The following is a 17,634-nucleotide window of genomic DNA, read 5'->3' as shown; positions in this document are numbered from 1 at the left end:
ACGCTGTCCGACGTCGCCAATCCGGATGATTGCCACTTAGCCGAATGACCCGATGGCCATGGTGACCTGGCGTCTTGACGGTTCCACACTGAAAGTTCCAAGGGGGGACGACATGGCGCGACGTTGGACGATCAATGGGCGGTTTCTTTCGCAGCCGACAACAGGCGTTCAGCGTTACGCGCGCGAGGTCGTGCGCGCTCTCGACACCTTGTTGGCCGAGCAGAACCCGCTGACCCGCGGCCTCGAGCTTGCACTGCTCCACCCTCCAGGGTCCGGAGACTTCCCCCTGGCTTGCATCGAGCGTCGGGAGATCGGCGGCATGAACGGGCATGCCTGGGAACAGGTGCAGCTCCCCTCATCCCTGGATGGCAGCGGACTGCTCAGCCTCTGCAACACAGGGCCGCTGCTTTCCCGCAAGCATATCGTCTGCGTCCATGATGCAAACGTCTGGAATGCCCCGCAGAGCTATTCATTTGCCTTTAGACTTCTTTACAGGAATCTGTTGCCCGCCCTCGGCAAGACGGCGTGCGGTATTTCGACCGTTTCCAACTACTCCTTGGATGAACTGGTTCGCCGCGACGTCATCCCGGCAGAGCGGGCTTTCGTGGCGCCGAACGGCCATGAGCATGCCTTGCGGTGGGAGCCTGAACACTCAGCACAGACGCGGCTGGCGGCCTCGCGGGAAACCGTTGTCCTGATCGGCAGTGCCGCACCTCACAAGAATCTGGATCTCCTCCTGAACATGGCTGATCGTCTTGGCGAAGCCGGACTCAGAATCGCGATTGTCGGCATGTCGGATTCGCGCGTCTTTAGGTCAGGATCCGCCAGGACCGAAGCGCGAAACATCCACTGGCTCGGCCGCATTTCGGATGGCGAGTTGGCGGCCCTCCTCGGGGACTCGCTATGCCTGGCTTTCCCCTCGCTCACGGAGGGCTTCGGTCTCCCAGCCCTCGAGGCGATGGCCGTCGGCTGTCCTGTCGTGGTTTCAGACCGCGCCAGCCTGCCTGAAGTCTGCGGCAATGCAGCGCTGTTTGCATCCCCAGACGACCAGGACGCATGGTTCGACAGTTTCGTGCAGCTTCGCACTTCTCAGGCCCTGCGCGCTCAGATGATGGGCAAGGGAAAGGCGAGAGCCGCGGAATACAGCTGGAGGGCGACGGGCCTGCGTTATCTCCAGGCGATGGCGGCCGCAGACGGCGTCGATACGGAAACGAAGATCGTCAGGGCTCCCGAATTCACATGATCTCGTGAAGTGCCTGGACGGCGTCTAGCGATTCCAGGATCGCGCGGTCGAAGTTCTCTTCTGAAAAACGTCCCGCATTTCTGGCGCAAGCGCGCGGCGCAATGGCATGGCTATTCTCTTCGAACCGTTCCACTGCCTGCTTGAGGTGATCGACCGTTTGAGCCTTGAACAGCACTCCTGTCGGCTCGGAGGATGATCCTAGCCGCTGTACGATGTCGACGGCGCCGCCGCGACCGAAGGCGACCAGCGGCGTCCCGCAGGCCTGTGCCTCGGCCAGCGCTATGCCGAAATCCTCGCAGCCCGCAAACACCATCGCCTTCGCTCGCGCCAGGGTGTCCACATAGTCTTTCCGGGGCAGGTAGCCCGAGAAGGTGACGTTGGGACCGGCAAGCGCCCGCAAGCAGGCTGATTGCTGCCCTTCGCCAACGATGACCAGTCGCCGCGACGGCATTTCGTTGAAGGCCCGGATGACAAGGTCGGTGCGCTTGTAGGGGGCGAGGAAGGACGCTGAAACGTAGTAATCGTCCTTATCCTCCATACAAGGCAATTCGCCCAGTGTGACCGGGGGGAAAACGACGCGCGCCTGGCGCCCGTAAATGTGCTGGATACGGGAGCGGACATAATTCGAGTTCGCCAGCATCAGGTCCGGACCGTGCGCGGTTCTCGTATCCCATGTCCTCAGGCGATGGAGCATGTAGCGATAGAGCATTCCCTTGGGGCCGAAACCAAGCCGTCCCTGCTGAAGATAGGAAAATTGTTCATCCCAGGCGTAGCGGACGGGACTGTGCACATAACACAGATGCGGCTGGTCCGGCCTGGTGATGACGCCGCGCGAGAAGGCGGCCGACGACGAGATCACCGCGTCGTAGCCCGTCACGTCGAATTGCTCGATCAGAAAGGGACAGAAAAAGAAGAGGGATCGATAGAATTTATGGACCATCGGTATCCGGTTGGCCGCAGACGTATGGAATTCCACGTCGTGGAAATATTGCTCCTTCACCTCTTGTGGCAGGAAATCGAAAAGCGTGAAGACCTCGGCGTTGGGGAACTGCTTGCAGATTTGCGCAAGAACCCTTTCCCCTCCCCGGAAATTCGGGCACCAGTCATGAACGATCGCTATCCTGGCATTGCTGTCGAAGCCGGGCCCCGGCGCGGCCGGCAATTCTTCGATGGATACATCGATCTTGGCAGCGACGGCCAAATCGGAAGAGCGTTCGTGGAGCATGGTTCCCCCTAGCCTCATAAGGCTGGCAGTCTCCATTCCATGTCGTTGCTCCGGCAAGCTGTCCGATCGGCTACACACCGCTACGGGCGCATGGCCATCTAATACTTGCGGATGTGGTCCGTCACCGGGATACTCCGAAAGCCTGTGTCCGGCGGTAGGCCAGGCTCCTCCCGTCTCCTTTTATGCAGGCTGTGTCGGTCCACTCGTCGGTCTAGGTTTCGGCGGAACCGAAGCTGGATCGAGCATGAGACTCATAGTGATCATCCCGACGCTTGGCCGCAGCGGACAGGTCGGGCGTTTGCTTGGATATTTGGGCGGCCAGACGAGGCTTCCTGATGAGGTCATAGTGTCGGCGCCCGACGCCTCGCATGTCGACCTGCCGGAAAGCTGTCCTTTCCAGGTGTCACTCGTTTTCGGACCGAAAGGACTGGCTGCCCAGCGGAACAGGGCTCTCGTACCTTCCCTGGGGCGCTTCGACATCATCACGTTCTTCGACGATGATTTCGTTCCGTCCGCCGAATATCTGCAGCAGGTCGAGAAAGCTTTCGTGGAAAATGACGGATGGGCGGTGGTGATGGGCACGGTCGTCAGGGACGGTGCCACGAATGCTGGCCTCACCTGGGAAAATGCCGAAGCCGCCTTGCGGGAAAACGAGGGCAAAAAACATGATGGACCGCAGGTGGTCGACCATGTCGGAGCATACGGATGCAACATGTCCTTGCGTTCCTCGCTTGTGGGCGATTTGCGCTTCGACGAGCGCCTGGTCTTGTACGGCTGGCAGGAAGACATCGACTTCACCAGCCAAATGAGATCCAAAGGCCGCGTGGTCTGCGTGACCGCGATCACGGGCGTCCATCTCGGTATCAAGACAGGGCGGGTCAGCGGCGAGCGGTTCGGCTACTCCCAGGTTGCGAATGCGATCTATCTGATCAGGAAGGGCTCCGTTCCGGCCTCTTTCGCTCTTCCGCTGATGTTCAGGAATATCGCCGCGAATCTCGCAAAGAGCCTGCGGCCTGAGCCGTATATCGATCGCAGGGGCAGGCTCAGGGGTAACATGCTGGCGATCCGGCACATCGCCATGGGACGAATCGAACCCGAATACATCCTGAAAATCTGAAGGTGGGAAGACAATGCAGAAATGGCTTGTGACAGTGGCGGCGGCTTCATTGGCGGCGGCTGCCTGCCCCTTGCCGACGGTGGCTGCCGAGTACCTCCTCGGACCTCAGGACAAGGTCAGGCTCAAGGTCTACGAATGGCGCGCATCACGCGACGTGATCTTCGAATGGACGGCTCTCAACGACAGTTTCGTCGTCGGTGCCGACGGCACGCTCTTCCTTCCATTTGTCGGCCAGATACGCGCGCAGGGCACCGCCCCCGGCGACCTCGCCCGCGCGATCGGCGACCGCCTGATGCAGCACATGGGCCTCGGCCGCCAGCCGGATGTCGCTGTCGAGATTGTCCAGTACAGGCCGTTCTACATTGTCGGCTACGTCACGCAGCCAGGCGAGTTCCCCTACAGGCCCGGGCTGACGGTGCTGCAGGCGCTGGGAATCGCCGGCGGCCTGCGAACACGCGAGGAAGACATGTCGAGGCTCGAGCGTGAAGTCATCGTGGGTCAGGGCGATGTGGGTTTGTTGGCGCTGAGCAACGTCAGTCTGCTCGCTCGCAAAGCACGGCTGGAATCAGAACTAGCTGGCAGCGACGACATCGCCTTCCCTGCGCAACTGAAGGACAGAGCTTCGAACGAGACGGTCGCGGTGGCGATGGAGCAGGAGCGCAAGATCTTCGCCGTCCGCAAGGACGCCATGGCGACGCAACTCCGTGCCCTGCGCGAACTCAAGGATTTCCTCGAAAAGGAACTGACCTCGCTCGGCCAGCAGATGGCCTTCCACGACCAACAGATCGAACTTATCCAGAAGGAACTCGCGGGTGTTTCGGCCCTTGTCCAGAAGGGGCTGGCGGTTGCACCGCGGGAACTCTCTCTACAGGGAACGGTCGCACAGATGCAGAGCGACAGGTTGGTTGCCGAGACCTCGCTCTTGCGAGTCAGGCAGGAGATAAGCAAGACCGACATCGAGATCCTCAACCTCGGCAATAGCCAAGCCAGCGAAGTCGCTGCTGCCTTGCGCGAGACGCAACTGCAGCTCAATGAAGTGACCAGCAAGGCCAACACCGCGGTGCAGTTGTTGCACGATACCGAGGTCACGGCCCCTGCTCTGCTCGCCCTTAGAGAGCGCGCCGAAAGGGCCAAGCCGATCTTCAAGATCGTGAGGACGACGGACAGCGGCTCGCAAGAACTCACGGCTGAGGAAACGACGCCGATCGAGCCAGGCGATACCGTGAAGATCGATATCCCCGCCCCGCCGTCCGGCTTGGCTGCTCTACCTGTAGAGGACGACGTCCAGGCAGGGACGGTTTCTGTTCAAGGTACCAATTGACAGGCTTCATGATTGGCGCGGGTGCCGGCTCGCAACGCCTTCGACATGACCTCCGAACCCGAGACCGTTGGTGGCCGCCTGGACGGGTAAAGAACGCGCCGGCGTCATGGCCAGAACGGTTCAGAGTGGGCGGAGCTGCCAGCTCGCTGCAGGTGCTTGTCTTTCTGCTGTTCCACACGGAAAACCGCCGCGCACCTTTCTTTGAACTGGTTCGCTTCAAGTTCAATGATCTGGCCGACCATGCTAGCAATTTCCGGCGGCACTTGCCTTGCACTTTGAGGCCGCATATCAGTGGGCACGCTGACGATGCCTTCCCTGCCGCAGTGAGGCGATCAGTTCCTGCGGGTATCACTGGAGATGTCGGTGCTCATGAGTGTAATCGCTATATCGGCGGCAGGCGTTCTGATGGGACTGCGCTTCAAGGCTCCTGCGCTGATCGCGGCGACTGCGCTGCTTGTGGTCGGAAGCTTTGCCTGGAATGGGCTCGGGTTGCCGGGCTACGTGACCGTCACTAAGTTCCTGATACTGTCATTCGTCTTGGCTGGCGCCTATATCATCGGTCTGTCCCTGTCCGTCCACCGGAAGCGCAAGGAAAGGTGACACGGCGGGACTTCAGGAAGCCCGGTCGAAACGTATGACTGCGAAAACCGTCCTGAACAGGATCACGATATCGAGCCAAACCGACCAGTTCCGCACATACTGGCAGTCCAGCTTCACGCGGTTGGCGTAGTCCATGCTGCTTCTTCCGTTCACCTGCCACAGACCGGTGAGCCCGGGCTTTGCCCGAAGGTATTCCCCTAAGTGGTCGCCGTAGCATTTTAGTTCGTCCTTGACGATGGGCCTTGGACCCACACAACTCATGTCGCCGCGGATGATGTTGAACAATTGCGGGAGTTCGTCGAGGCTCGACTTACGCAGCATCCACCCAAGCACCGTGACGCGGGGGTCGTTCCTGATCTTGCGGGTCTCCTCCCATTCCAACCTGACTTGAGGGTTGCTGTCGAGAAATGACTTCAGAACTTCGTCCGAATTGGTGACCATCGAGCGGAACTTGTAGCAATCGAATGGCTTTCCGCCAAAGCCGATGCGGCTATGCGAGAACACTGCCGGGCCTCCTGCCGTCATCCTGATCAGCAGAGCAACGACAATCATTACCGGCGCGGCAACCATAAGCGCCGTGAATGCTACTACCAGATCCATGATGCGCTTCAGGAGACCGCCCACAGGAGGGTTCGTCGTTCCCAACCTGAGCGCAGGCGAAAGGTCCGTCAACACTGCCCCGGCACCGTTGTTGTCGGATGCGGGAAGGACGTGCAGGACTGCCGTTCGGCTGTCGGACGGGATAGGCAGAGATGGCTGAACCCAGATCGGGGCTGCCTGATGTGACTCGAAGGCGTTCGTTGTCATGGAACAATCGCTGTTTCGACTTGTTGTTGCACTCTTCCAAGGTCGGAGGTTGTCGACAAGAAGGGCAAAGGAGGTAGCGTGACGCTCAGGGGCTATCCCCCTAATCCCAAGGAATGATCCTCCTAGACTTTTTGCAACTTCCGAAGGAGAATGTCTCGCTACGGTTTCATGCTTTACGGCGCTTGGGCGCGCGGACCCTGGCCAAGAGTACGCCTAGTATCGGGGTCCTGCAGGCCTGCAACGTCTTGACAAGTTCCTGCAGCGTCTGGACCTGTGTCTTGCCCCACTCGGCAACGATCACCACGCCGTCCAGGACAGATCCGACAATCAGTTCGTCGGCACCCGAGGCAAGCGTCGGCAGGTCGAGTATGACAATGTCGTAGGCAGGAAGTCCGTTGGCGGCAAGGTCACTAGCGGCTAGCTCCGAGAGGAACGCCTCCATCTTGCTAGGCGCCAGGAGGTGTCTGGCGTCCACGGTCGAACTGGAAAGGATGTCGAACGGCCGCCCCGCAGCACGAACGATGTTGAGACGGACAGGGTCCTGGCACGGTAGGTCGAGGGCTCCCGACTGGCTCAGAAGCCGCGAGGGGGTCATGGTCGGGCGCCGGATGTCGGCGTCAATCACCAGCGTCTTCAGGCCCGACATCGAGTAGAGCGTAGCGAGATTGCTGGCCACCGAACTCTTCGAACCGTCGTTGGATACGGCAGTCAACCCAAGAAACCTGATCGGGCGGCTGGTTTCCGCAAGGCTGATCTCGGTTCGCACTTTTCTCAGGCTATGGCTGTATCGGGATTGCGGAGATCTTGCCACCTGGTCGACAAGGCCCGATCTTCTGCCGATCGGTGGCAGTTCTCCGAGGCATTCGACGCCCAGATTGTCGCGGATCTGTCGTGGCGACCTTATGGTCCAGTCAAACGCGTGCCTTACAAACGCAAGTCCAATACCGAAAATGAGACCGGCAACCACCGCGAAGGCCAGCATCAACTTCGGCCTTGGAGCGCTCGGATTGAGCGGCGCCGTCGCCGCTGTGATGACCCTTGCATCGGCAACCGGATACGACTGTTGGCTTACCGAGTTGGTGTAGGCCTGCAAGAAGCTCTCGTACATCTTCTGGTAGGTTTCAGCCGTCACCTCAAGTTCTTCGAGCGTCGGCTCAGCACTCGTCCCGTCTGCTTTGGCTTCAATGCCGACGCTGTAGTCGTGCCGTGACCGGAACTGCTGCGCTTTTGCCATGGCCTCATTCATTTGAGCTCGCAGCTGCTGAAGCCGCATTTCCAGCCACGCGCCTCCTTCCTTGGCTGCGTCAGTCTTGGTTTCGATCTGCTCACGTACGAAGGCATCGGCCGTGGCGTTCGCAATCCTGGCTGCGCCCTCGGGATCAGGAGAGGTGAAGGATATGTCAATCGCGTAGGAAACGCCGACTCGGCGGACGTCGAGGCCGTTGCGGAAAACCAACATGCTCCGACGGAACTTCTGAAAATCGGTCAGCATGGGGGGTGCGGCAGGCTCGCTAAGAGCGAAATGCTGCAGCCAGGCGCTTTTCCGCAGCCCCAAGGCGTCAAGCAGGACAGCTCCGGTCTTCGTCAATCTGTCCCGCAAAGTCGGAGACTGGGAACGATTGAACTGCGCATCGTCGACGAGTTTCAACTGGTCGAGCACCATCGCTGCGATTTTTTCCGACTGCATTACAGCGATCTGGCTTTCCACCTGGGCAGTATCCAGTGACAGATCCACTTCGCCGCCCTCCTGCAGGTGTTGCGGCAATTTCGGCTCGATCAGAATCTGCGCGCTGGCGATGAAAGTTGGGTCGGTGCTCGAATTGTAAAACCCCGCCAACAAGAGAGCCATGGCAAGGCAGGCAATGATAGTTCCAGCGTAGCGGCGCAGAAATTCGGTAATGTCGGAGAGCCCAATGAACTCTTGGCCGGCGGAAGCCTGCTGGTCCGTCATCGAGGGCCATTGATTGGTGAACATGCGATTCATTCAGCTTCTCCTGCAGGCATACGCAGACACCCAGAGCAGCCCGCTCCATGCAGGCGGCCGTTGCATGCGGCCGGTCTTTGCATTGAAAGCCGAGGCCCCGCGATCCCAGACTGCTGCGGAAGATTACTCCCGTGATCCGGAAGGTAAATGCCGCCAATTGGCGTATGCGAAACTTAGGACCCGTGGGGCGGTAGAACGCGCGGCAGCGCTGCTCTCGCGGCGTCGACAAATGACGTTTGCTGTTCCAGCAAGGCCTGCCGTCCGCGGATGATCGCCAGGTTCTGCTCGAGAGTACCGATCTGCGCGGACATGCGTTCGGGACTCTCGCCATTTTCCATCGCTTCCAGGGCGAACGCAGCACAGTCCGTGACCCTTTCCACGCAAGGGCGCAGTGCCGCGATTTCCTTCTCGATGTCCATCTGAATGACCTCCAGAAGACGGGTCAGGCGACCGAACCGCCGTTGGTCGACATTCTGGCCGAATGGGAACCTGAATGCGGTCAGCGGCATGTTGCAGCCATCTTTCTCGTTGCACCCGAGAGGGGACGCACCTTGCAGAATACAAGACTCTCATGCTTGCACGAGACATCCTTTCGGTCATCGGCGGGCATGCTCATATTGGATGAGGGGTGGCAGCTAGGGCGATAGGGCTACTCGAATTCATGAAGGCGGCCACGTGCGGCGCGTGTTACGACTGTTGGCGCTAAACTGCGGAGCGGAAATCGTGACCGTGAACATAGTCGGACACGCGAGTCCAAACACATTCGCCTTCAAAACCAGTGCCCCGATCAAAGCCACGGGCTTTCAGGACGGCACCTGGGGGCTGGGCGTCGTCGAACAAAGCGGAGATCGTCCTGGTTGTGGAAAGCCTGTGTCGCCAGAGCGGCGCCGAGAGATACACGAGGCTCTCGATGGCGTGCTGGGCGGCAATCCAGAGGTCGGAGCCTACAACCAGACATTCTGAGAGGAATTGGACCATGTCTGACCGGATCGTAAGTTTTGTCATGAGCGGGGGGGTCGGCTCACGGCTGTGGCCGCTCTCGCGCGAAGACAACCCCAAGCAATTCCACGATCTTTCGGGGGATGGCTCTATGCTTGCCAAGACTGTTCGTCGCCTTAAGGCGCGGCCGGACGGAGAGACGCCGATCTACCTGATAGCCTCCGAACGGCATGCCGAGCGCGTTATCTCGGACCTAGTACCGCTCGGCCTGAACGGCGGCAGACCGATCTTCGAGCCGGTCGGCCGCAATACCGCGGCCGCCGTCGCCATAGCCACCCTGCAAACGATCTCCGAATATGGAGCCGACGCCCTTGTGCTCGTGGTCCCCTCCGACCATCAGATATCGACGACAACGCAATTCTGGGAAACCGTCAAGGCCGGCGTGCCTGCCGCCGATTCAGGAAAGATCATCGTGTTCGGGATCAAGCCGACGCATCCCGAAACCGGATATGGTTACATCGAGACCACGGCAGATGCTGACGCAGTAGCCTCGGTTTCGCGCTTTGTCGAAAAGCCGAACGCCAAGTCGGCTCGCAAATACATGTCTTCGGGACAATTCTACTGGAACGCCGGCATTTTCCTCTTTCGAGCCGACACCATGCGGGAGGCTTTTCTCGAGTTCCAGCCCGACATCTGGGACGCCGCGGAACGGGCTTACAAGGGAGCGCGGACCGACGTCTCGGGCCTTTATTTGACACAAGGCTTCTACTTGGCCGTCCCCTCGACCTCGATCGACTACGCAATCATGGAGCATGCGCGCGACATCGCAATGGTTAGGGCCTCGTTCCACTGGACCGACCTTGGCTCATGGCAATCCCTAATGGAGGCCAGCCCCACGGACAGCAACGGCAATGTCACAATGGGCGATATCGTCGCCATCGATTGCCAGGACTCTTACTTCAGAAGCCAGGGCAGACTGCTGACCGTGGTCGGGATGAAGGATGTTGCGATCGTGGCGACGCCAGATGCGGTATTCGTCGCACCCGTCAGCCACAGCCAGAACGTGAAAAAAATCGTCGAACAGCTGGAGAAGAGCGGGCGCCTCGAAACGAAATTTACTGCCTCCGAAGACCGGATCATCATCAGTGGCTCATGGCGCAAGCGCGTGGAGCACTGGCTCTTCGAAGAAACCCTGCCGCTGTGGTCCACCGCTGGCGTCGACGATGTTTACGGCGGCTTCCATGAGGCCCTGGGCTTCGATGCGAGGCCATTGGGCAAACCCAAGCGCATGCGCACTGCGGCTCGCCAGATTTACGCTTTCGCAGTCGCCAAGGAACGTGGCTGGACTGGTCCGGCGGACAAACTCATCAAACACGGTATCGACTTCATCGCAAGATTCGGCCGCACGAACCGCGGCGGGTGGGTGCGAACTCTCAATGCCAACGGCAGCGTGGCCGACCCGACCGAGGACGCCTACGACCATGCCTGCGTGCTCCTGGCGCTGGCTCAAGCTCACCGATGCGGACACCACGATGCCCTGGCACTGGCACAACAGACGTTTCGTTTCATCGACGCCCACCTCGAGCACGACAGTCTGACCGGGTTCCTCGAGAGCCCCGGCTGGAACGGTGCGCGGTCTTCGAACCCACACATGCACATGCTGGAATCATTTCTTGCCTGGTATGGCGCCACGGGCGACCGTGAATATCTGCGTCGGGCAGCACGCATCATCGATCTCTTCCGGAGCCATTTCTTCGACCAGGAAAGCTGGACGGTTGGGGAACGTTTCGACGCCGATTGGTTGCCGTTGCAGGGAGATGAAGGACAGTGGACCGAACCGGGGCATCACTTCGAATGGGCTTCGCTCCTTGTCGATTTCGCAAGAGCGAGCGGCCAGAAAGACTTGGTCGCCTACGCAAGGAAGCTCTATTCATCGGCGGTCGCCAGTGGATTGAACCGGACAACAGGTCTGGCTTTTGCTGCCGTATCGCGGCAGGGAATCCCTCTCGACCGGCTCTCCCGCAGCTGGCCGCAATGCGAAGCCGTCAAGGCAGCCGTAGCCTTGGATGGCATTGGCGGGCCTGACCTGAAAGCTGAGATCGAAGCCCGTGTCGCGCGCCTGTTCAGATGGCACATCGATCCCGCGCCGCTTGGATTGTGGATCGACAGGATTGACGAGCGCGGAAGGTCACTGGCAACGGAGGTGCCGGCGAGCATCTTCTACCATCTGGTGACGGCATTGATGCAGTATCTGGACAAGACCGCAGGCCAAGTCGAACCTTTCCCGCTTCCTGCTTCGGACGTGAGCAAGACGGGTTTGAGGCAGGTACTGGGTCGCTCCTGATGCGACGATCCTGAGATACGGTGTTCGTGCCGAACCGTGGTTGGCGAAGGTCGTCTGCACCGAACCTTGAAGACCGCAGATATCGGCTCCTGGCGTGGCCGCTAAGGCACAGCCTTGGCCGCGCGCACCGGCAACGCTCGCTTTCCCCCGGTCGTCGGCCGCCGTGAGGCTGCCGGTGCTGCCAGGAGTTCCGAGGCAATGAATATGAGGTTCTCGCCGTTGACGAGGCTGTCGATCTTCCTTCCGCTCAAAAGCGAGTAGACGAAAGTGAGGCAGCCTCGGCCGGGAAACATAAAGTCGTGTGGTTCCACGATGATGCACGGCACATGCTTGAGGACCTTGCCGCAGTCTCGTGTTGCCTCCAGCTCCGCGCCTTCAATGTCCATCTTAAGCATCAGCAATTTCGCCTTGGGCAGTCTGGCAAGAAGGCCCCGTAAGGTGACCGACGGCACGCCTTCTCCGTCTGCCACGCCCCGTGCCCACGATGGGCGCTCGCTGTTGACAAGTGCAACTTCGCCCTCGTGGCACCAGAGTGCGCCGTAGACAGACATGATCCGCTCTAGACCGGCGCAGTTCGAGAGTAAGACTTCATGCGTTTGGCGATCCGGTTCGATGGCCATCACCACAGCATCAGGATACTGGTCTCTGAGGAAAATCGACGAGTAGCCAACGTTAGCGCCGGCATCCACGATAACGGGTATGATCCCCCTCCGTCTCCATCCTGCCGCGAGCCGGTTGAGCGCGCTCTGTCCACCCTTTCCAATTTCATATTCGCCGTGCCCAAAAATTTGTGACATGACAAACAAGTCGCTGTCGGTAGGCCTGATCAGCAATTCATGATCGCCACAGCGAACTTTCATCGCCGAGCCGATCCCGAGTGCGCGGCGAAGGAGTACTGAGACCAGTTTCCTCCAGCCGATGGCGCGCGCGAGCCCGTCAATGTGATAGAGCTTGGCGTAGAACGTCCGGTTCATCGTCGCAGTATCACCTGAGGATGTGCCAATCTCCATACACCCTTAGGGAGTAGCCAGGCCGGCTCGCCACCGAAGCAAATTGCCCGCACACACCCCCCGCATGCATATTCCTGCCATCATGCCCTCCCCGGTTCGGTCGTAGGCATGCTTCCTGCGCCGCTTATCAGCAAGGTACCGCAAGGTGATAGCGACGTCGTAGCTACGGCAAATTCGGTAGCACTTGCCTCTGTGTCGCTGCCTCAAAGCGGGATAGTATGCTTTGGGAAGATGCCTGACGCCACATTGAACGACCTCTCCCGATCATGGAAATGCGGTTAATTCGTCAAGGCGTTGTAACTTTGAGACGTGAACCATCTTGTCCGAACGGTTGAGACGCAACGATGGCCAAAAAAAAAGTCCGTGCGAGACCCAGCAGTGACCTTCTGAAACTGCTTGCCACAAGGCCTAGAGCGGTGGCGCTTGCTGCGCTGCACGTGAGTGAATCCGTGCTGCTGGAACTCGAAGCGTCCGAGCTTTTGTCAGCAGCAGAGATTAGAGGGCTACTTAAGGACGCGTCGATGACGTTACGAAATGCCGCCGAGCAAGCGGACAATCGCAGCTGCCTCGTCGCCAGCGAAATAGTCGATTCCATGCGGGAAAATTTCAAGAGAAATAAGACTTAACCTGTCGCCATCGGCCGACCGGGAAAAACTTGTTATCTTCAACCAAAACTGCCGTTGCCACGTCATCGATAGTGCATTGGAGCATATTCTTCACATCAATTTTAATGTACGGTGTATGCGAGGGAGGTAGTTCGGGCAGTAGTTGGGCGGGGTTGCTTCTGAATGACGCCACATCCATTTTTGCGCGGGAATGAAAAACGCCTGTCGTATGAGGACGATACGGCGCTGATCAAAAGGCTGGGATTCACGCCGAAGCGCTATCTGGCGGAGACGGTCATCGTCAATCAGGGCGAGGATTGCGATCGCATGTTCATTGTCGAGTCGGGCTGGGGGTGCATTTCTCATGAACTTGCCGGCGGGCAGCGACAGATTCTAGATTTTGCACTGAAAGGCGACATCGTCCTACCTCAGTCCTACTCGGGCAGGGCTCTTGAAACGTTTGTGGCTCAAACCGAAATTTCAGTTCTGGTGGCTTCGACCAAGACATTTGCCGTTGCGGCCATGCAGTCGCCCCATCTGTTCTCCCTTGTTCTCGAAACCCTCGTGCACAATGCAGCGGTTGTCGCTCAACATCTCACCAATGTGGGACGACGCAGCGCCTTGGCGCGGACGGCGCATCTCTTCCTCGAACTGATGACGCGTCTGGAACGAATCGGCTCTGTCACGCGCAACAGCTATGAATGCCCTCTCACCCAGTACGATCTGGCGGACGCACTGGGACTCACTCCCATTCATGTCAACCGGATGCTGCGGGAACTGCGCGAGCGCAAGTTTCTCGAATTTCGGCAGGGCCACGTTCGTGTGCTCGATCAGCAGGGCCTGACTAAGTTTGCTGGATTCGAGCAGGAATATGTCGACGGTTGAGACGTCCCGGCATGCGATGGCAAGCAATCTTGTTCCCCGGTAGCGGCCATCGGGCAAGATCGAGGACGGGCTTTCCCGGGCAGCATCCACTTTCCGGCGGCGGATCTGTTCCGTGTGGCCCGCTCCCTATCCCGACTGGCGTCCGCTGGCCAGGCGCCGGCCAATTCAATCTCGGTTTCTTGGCGCGATCTCTTCGCGGTTGCCTAAACGACACCGTCCTTGGCGTCCCGCTGCAGCGGCGAGTCCGCTCGGCCCAATTTAAGGACCACAATCAGGAGCGATAATTGGTGCTCGGTGCTCGGATCCTAAACAGAGCGTAGCTCTTCCACCAGACCTATGGCCCCCGCAGAGCCAGCCTTCGAGGCAAACTATGAGAGTTCATTCGCGGCTTCCTGAACACCCTGCGCAAATGCTCGCTCGAGCCAAAGGCGGCCTGCTACCGGGTTGTGTTCCCCGGCACGACCATTGCAGAGATAGCCCCCGAGCATGAGCTGGGCATAGCCATGTCCCCGCTCGGCGGCGGCCGCGAACCATTTCTGCGCTGCGACCGGGTCGAAGGACAGACCTTGGCCATTCGCGTACTGGGCACCGATCGCAAACATAGCCCCGGCGTGCCCGGCTGCGGCTGCCCGCTTGAACCACTGCGCGGCAGCCTGAGGCAAACAGGCGCCGCCACGTCCGTTGAGAAGCATTTCGGCAAACGCCACCTGCGCGTCGACCATGCCAGCATTGGCCGCCCGCTCAAACCAGAAACGGGCTTGTTTCAGATCGGCAGCCACGCCGCGCCCGTCCTGAAGCATGCGCGCGTAGGCATATTGCGCATCGGCCACGCCTTCGGCCGCCCGCCTCACCCATCGGGCAGCTTGCTCCTCGTCCTTTCGCACGCCGACGCCCTCGGCAAAGCAGAGGCCGAGGTTGAACGCTGCAATCAGATCGCCCGATGAGGCGGTCGCCTCGAACCATCCAGCAATGCTGGCGCGGTCGCCAGGCTCGCCTGCACCTTCGATAACCAGATTGGCAAAGTCGACCTGCGCTTGCTGATTTCCCGCATTTGCGGACGTACGCAGCCAGCGCGCTCCCTCTTCGACGTCCCGTGCGACTCCGTTTCCGGAAAGATATAGCGATGCCAACGCACGGGCGGCAGCCTGATGGCCGGCATTTGCCGCCCGTCGGTACCATGTTGCGGCGTCCGCATAGTCTGGCGGCGAACTCTTCACATGCCGATCGCCCAGACGATAGGCTGCCTCAATATTTCCTGCCAATGCGGCCCGCCGCATCCACGCCTCGCCGGCGGCGATATCTTGCCCTGCAAGGCCACCATCGATGAGCGCCGATCCCAACCGGAATTGGGCTGAGGGCAAGCCTTTCTCCGCGGCAAGCTGATACAGTCGCGCGGCTGCCGGTCGATCAGCTGGCATGCCGCGTCCATGCTCAGTCAGGACCCCAAGAAGGTAGATTGCGGTTGGCAGACCGGCGTCGGCAGCGCGTCGAACCTCGGCGGCAACTTTGGCCGTCTGCGCAGGCTGCCCGCGCCGGGCGAGGGAAAGAGCAAGGCCCAGGCATCCCTCAGGGCAGCCGGCTGCCGCAGACTTCTCATACCAGCCATGCGCCGCATCCAGGTCCCGCATCGCTTCGGGGCCTCTGCTAAGGATATAGGCGAGAATTGCCTGCCCGGTTGCGGAGCCAGCTTCGGCTGCCTTTTTCGCGAGCCCGAACGCTGCCGCGAATTCCGGCTCCCGCGAGGAATCCCGTTCGAACAAGCTTTGCGATTCCAAGCCATTGCCGTCGGGCTCCTGCGCCGCCAGTCCAGCCACGTAAAGCGCGGCGAGGAGCGACTGGGCATCGGGGCTGCCGTGATCGGCCGCTCGCCGCAGCCAACGCGCGCCTTCCGACCGGCTTGGCGGCACACCCAAACCTTCGAGATAGCAACGAGCGACGCGGTATTCGGCCTCGACAATCCCGGCGCGTGCCGCAATTGCCAGCAGCGGAAAGGCTTCTAAAGGCTTGCCGCTGTCAGAAAGCTGGATCGCCCGGCGCAATACCAGCGCTGGTGGACCGTAAGCAGTCAGGCGGTCAAGGATTGCCATCGATGCGAGAACGCATACCTCCGTTTGTCGCGCACGGCGCCCGAGCCTATGGCTCCCTCATCGCTTCTTGGCCTAGGGGGAGTATGGCGCCGAGAATATACTTGAGCACGGTACGGCGGCCGACCTTGACGTCAGCGGTTACCGGCATGCCAGGGACGATCGTGAAACTTGCGGGCACGCCATGGAGGGCGACCTCGTCGATGGAAATCTGCGTGCGGTAAAACAGGTCAGCGTCCGGGGGCAGCATGGCCAACGAGCTGTTCGGGTCGCGCGCCTGTTCCCGGGCCGAGAAGGAATCCGGGCTCACCGTGCGCACAGTGCCATGCGCGACGCCATATTGCGAATATGGAAAGGTGTCGAACTTGATGGCCACGGGGTCACCGACGTGGACGAACCCACTGCTACGGCCGACAATGTTCGTTTCGATTTCAAGCACCGCGTCGTCCGGCACCAGGGTCATCAGCCGGTCACCCGATTGCAGGATCGACCCGACGGAAACCTTCGCCACTGACTGAACGATGGCGTTTGCATCGCTTTTCAGCTCAACCAACTGTTTACGCAGCTTTGCCTTGTTGAGAAGCTCACGGGCATCGGACATACGCGAGCCCGCCTCCGACAGGCCTTGCGAGACTTCCGCGCGCCAGCTCTGGATGTAGCCATCGCGGTCGGCGGCCACCGTCGCCTGTTGTCGCTTGGCAGCTTCCGATGTCTGCTCGGCGTTGCCGAGCGCCCGGGACATCTCTGCCCAGTTGTCCTCGGCCAGAAGCGTATTGAGGCGGCTGCCCACCTGTCTTGCTTCCAGTTGCTTGCGCATCCGTTCGATCGAAGCCGCGACGGCCAGTCGCTGGCGGTAGCCGTCAGCATCGGACTGGGAACGCGAGATCACGGAACTGAGTTCATCGCTCTGCCGGTCAAAACTCGACAGCTTGGCGTCGTAGACGGCTTTTCGACGATCGAAGATTGATGCCTGCAGGGTCCAACTCGGGTCCAGACCGTCATAGCTGAAGGGCTTTCCGTCGGCTTCCGCTTTCAAACGGGCCACTTCGGCTTCAAGTGTCGAGACCTGTGTCGTCAGCGCAGCAAGGTCAGCGGAGGCGAAGGTCGCGTCGAGGCGAGCAAGCGTTTGACCGGCTCGCACGCGCTGTCCTTCGCGCACCTCGATCGAGCGGACGATCGCCGTCTCGAGCGGCTGCACCAGAATATTCGGCGATTGCGACACCACGAGCCCTCTGGTGGAGACGACCTGATCGACCGGTATGAGCCCTGAGAGTGTTATCAGGGCAACGACCATGCTTGAGATGATCCAGACCATGCCGCGCGCCATTCGTGGGACGGGCGCATTGGCGATGGCCGTCGACGGCCATTGGAATTCCAGGATGACGGGCATCGTCGGATCGCTCGGCTCTGTCCGGCGCCGGACGGGAAGACTGGAATGGGTGATGCTGCTCATGGGCGCCCCGAAGCCGA

At 60.2% G+C, this 17,634-nt stretch carries 15 protein-coding genes and 1 pseudogene; 8 read left to right on the top strand and 8 right to left on the bottom strand.

Translation table 11 applies throughout. The features are described 5' to 3' along the window. The first annotated feature begins 52 nt into the window (after positions 1 to 52). Positions 53 to 1,243 (top strand): glycosyltransferase family 4 protein, encoded by a 1,191-nt coding sequence (locus RPF88_RS33160; RefSeq protein WP_337123980.1) that lies wholly within the window; start codon positions 53 to 55, stop codon positions 1,241 to 1,243. On the opposite strand, the gene RPF88_RS33155 is transcribed toward RPF88_RS33160, so the two are convergent. Further along, positions 1,236 to 2,468: a glycosyltransferase gene (locus tag RPF88_RS33155; protein ID WP_442921318.1), complete on the bottom strand. Its 1,233-nt coding sequence runs from the start codon at positions 2,466 to 2,468 to the stop codon at positions 1,236 to 1,238. The genes RPF88_RS33160 and RPF88_RS33155 overlap by 8 nt on opposite strands. A gap of 244 nt (positions 2,469 to 2,712) precedes the next feature. Here RPF88_RS33155 and RPF88_RS33150 point away from each other — a divergent pair, with 244 nt between their 5' ends. Together RPF88_RS33150 and RPF88_RS33145 are read left to right on the top strand one after the other, a co-directional pair. Next, positions 2,713 to 3,585: a glycosyltransferase family 2 protein gene (locus tag RPF88_RS33150; protein ID WP_337124090.1), complete on the top strand. Its 873-nt coding sequence runs from the start codon at positions 2,713 to 2,715 to the stop codon at positions 3,583 to 3,585. Between the two features lie 13 nt (positions 3,586 to 3,598). Next, complete coding sequence (locus RPF88_RS33145; protein ID WP_337123979.1) at positions 3,599 to 4,906, top strand: polysaccharide biosynthesis/export family protein; 1,308 nt, start codon at positions 3,599 to 3,601, stop codon at positions 4,904 to 4,906. A gap of 104 nt (positions 4,907 to 5,010) precedes the next feature. Here the strand turns inward: RPF88_RS33145 and RPF88_RS33140 are convergent, their stop codons facing one another. Continuing rightward, complete coding sequence (locus tag RPF88_RS33140; RefSeq protein WP_164769510.1) at positions 5,011 to 5,148, bottom strand: hypothetical protein; 138 nt, start codon at positions 5,146 to 5,148, stop codon at positions 5,011 to 5,013. Between the two features lie 127 nt (positions 5,149 to 5,275). Here RPF88_RS33140 and RPF88_RS33135 point away from each other — a divergent pair, with 127 nt between their 5' ends. Beyond that, the gene (locus tag RPF88_RS33135; RefSeq protein WP_127219079.1) at positions 5,276 to 5,506 is read left to right on the top strand and encodes a hypothetical protein; all 231 of its coding nucleotides are present in this window, start codon (positions 5,276 to 5,278) and stop codon (positions 5,504 to 5,506) included. Between the two features lie 12 nt (positions 5,507 to 5,518). Here the strand turns inward: RPF88_RS33135 and RPF88_RS33130 are convergent, their stop codons facing one another. The 3 genes from RPF88_RS33130 to RPF88_RS33120 form a co-directional block, all read right to left on the bottom strand. Then, positions 5,519 to 6,313 (bottom strand): sugar transferase, encoded by a 795-nt coding sequence (locus tag RPF88_RS33130; RefSeq protein ID WP_024505420.1) that lies wholly within the window; start codon positions 6,311 to 6,313, stop codon positions 5,519 to 5,521. Positions 6,314 to 6,479: 166 nt separating this feature from the next. After that, on the bottom strand, positions 6,480 to 8,297 hold the full coding sequence (locus tag RPF88_RS33125; RefSeq protein ID WP_050580535.1) for a GumC family protein: 1,818 nt from the start codon (positions 8,295 to 8,297) through the stop codon (positions 6,480 to 6,482). A gap of 173 nt (positions 8,298 to 8,470) precedes the next feature. After that, positions 8,471 to 8,806 carry a hypothetical protein gene (locus tag RPF88_RS33120; RefSeq protein WP_024505421.1) on the bottom strand — a complete coding sequence of 112 codons (336 nt, stop codon included), beginning with the start codon at positions 8,804 to 8,806 and terminating at the stop codon, positions 8,471 to 8,473. A 295-nt stretch (positions 8,807 to 9,101) separates the two neighbouring features. Between RPF88_RS33120 and RPF88_RS33505 the strand changes: the two are divergent. Both RPF88_RS33505 and RPF88_RS33115 read left to right on the top strand, forming a co-directional pair. Continuing rightward, positions 9,102 to 9,260: pseudogene (locus RPF88_RS33505) on the top strand (phosphomannomutase/phosphoglucomutase); the annotation flags it as partial. A 13-nt stretch (positions 9,261 to 9,273) separates the two neighbouring features. Continuing rightward, positions 9,274 to 11,580, top strand: a complete 2,307-nt coding sequence (locus tag RPF88_RS33115) for a mannose-1-phosphate guanylyltransferase/mannose-6-phosphate isomerase (protein ID WP_024505423.1) — start codon at positions 9,274 to 9,276, stop codon at positions 11,578 to 11,580. A 101-nt stretch (positions 11,581 to 11,681) separates the two neighbouring features. On the opposite strand, the gene RPF88_RS33110 is transcribed toward RPF88_RS33115, so the two are convergent. Continuing rightward, a complete protein-coding gene (locus RPF88_RS33110; RefSeq protein ID WP_024505424.1) occupies positions 11,682 to 12,554 on the bottom strand; it encodes an FkbM family methyltransferase in 873 nt (290 codons plus the stop codon). A 380-nt stretch (positions 12,555 to 12,934) separates the two neighbouring features. Between RPF88_RS33110 and RPF88_RS33105 the strand changes: the two genes are divergently transcribed. Both RPF88_RS33105 and RPF88_RS33100 read left to right on the top strand, forming a co-directional pair. Then, the gene (locus RPF88_RS33105) at positions 12,935 to 13,216 is read left to right on the top strand and encodes a hypothetical protein (RefSeq protein WP_024505425.1); all 282 of its coding nucleotides are present in this window, start codon (positions 12,935 to 12,937) and stop codon (positions 13,214 to 13,216) included. Between the two features lie 162 nt (positions 13,217 to 13,378). Then, positions 13,379 to 14,080 (top strand): Crp/Fnr family transcriptional regulator, encoded by a 702-nt coding sequence (locus RPF88_RS33100; RefSeq protein ID WP_024505426.1) that lies wholly within the window; start codon positions 13,379 to 13,381, stop codon positions 14,078 to 14,080. 368 nt (positions 14,081 to 14,448) lie between these two features. Here RPF88_RS33100 and RPF88_RS33095 read toward each other — a convergent pair whose 3' ends face one another. Next, on the bottom strand, positions 14,449 to 16,167 hold the full coding sequence (locus tag RPF88_RS33095; protein WP_337123978.1) for a tetratricopeptide repeat protein: 1,719 nt from the start codon (positions 16,165 to 16,167) through the stop codon (positions 14,449 to 14,451). 46 nt (positions 16,168 to 16,213) lie between these two features. Then, entirely contained in the window at positions 16,214 to 17,617 is a 1,404-nt protein-coding gene (locus tag RPF88_RS33090; protein WP_337123977.1) for an HlyD family type I secretion periplasmic adaptor subunit, read from the bottom strand. Between the last annotated feature and the right edge of the window lie 17 nt (positions 17,618 to 17,634).

The sequence above is a fragment of the Mesorhizobium sp. ISC11 genome (assembly GCF_037162595.1).
Classification (GTDB): Bacteria; Pseudomonadota; Alphaproteobacteria; order Rhizobiales; family Rhizobiaceae; genus Mesorhizobium; species Mesorhizobium ciceri.
The sequence above is the reverse complement of the archived record's forward strand: the minus strand, read 5'-3'. Positions and strand labels throughout refer to the sequence as shown.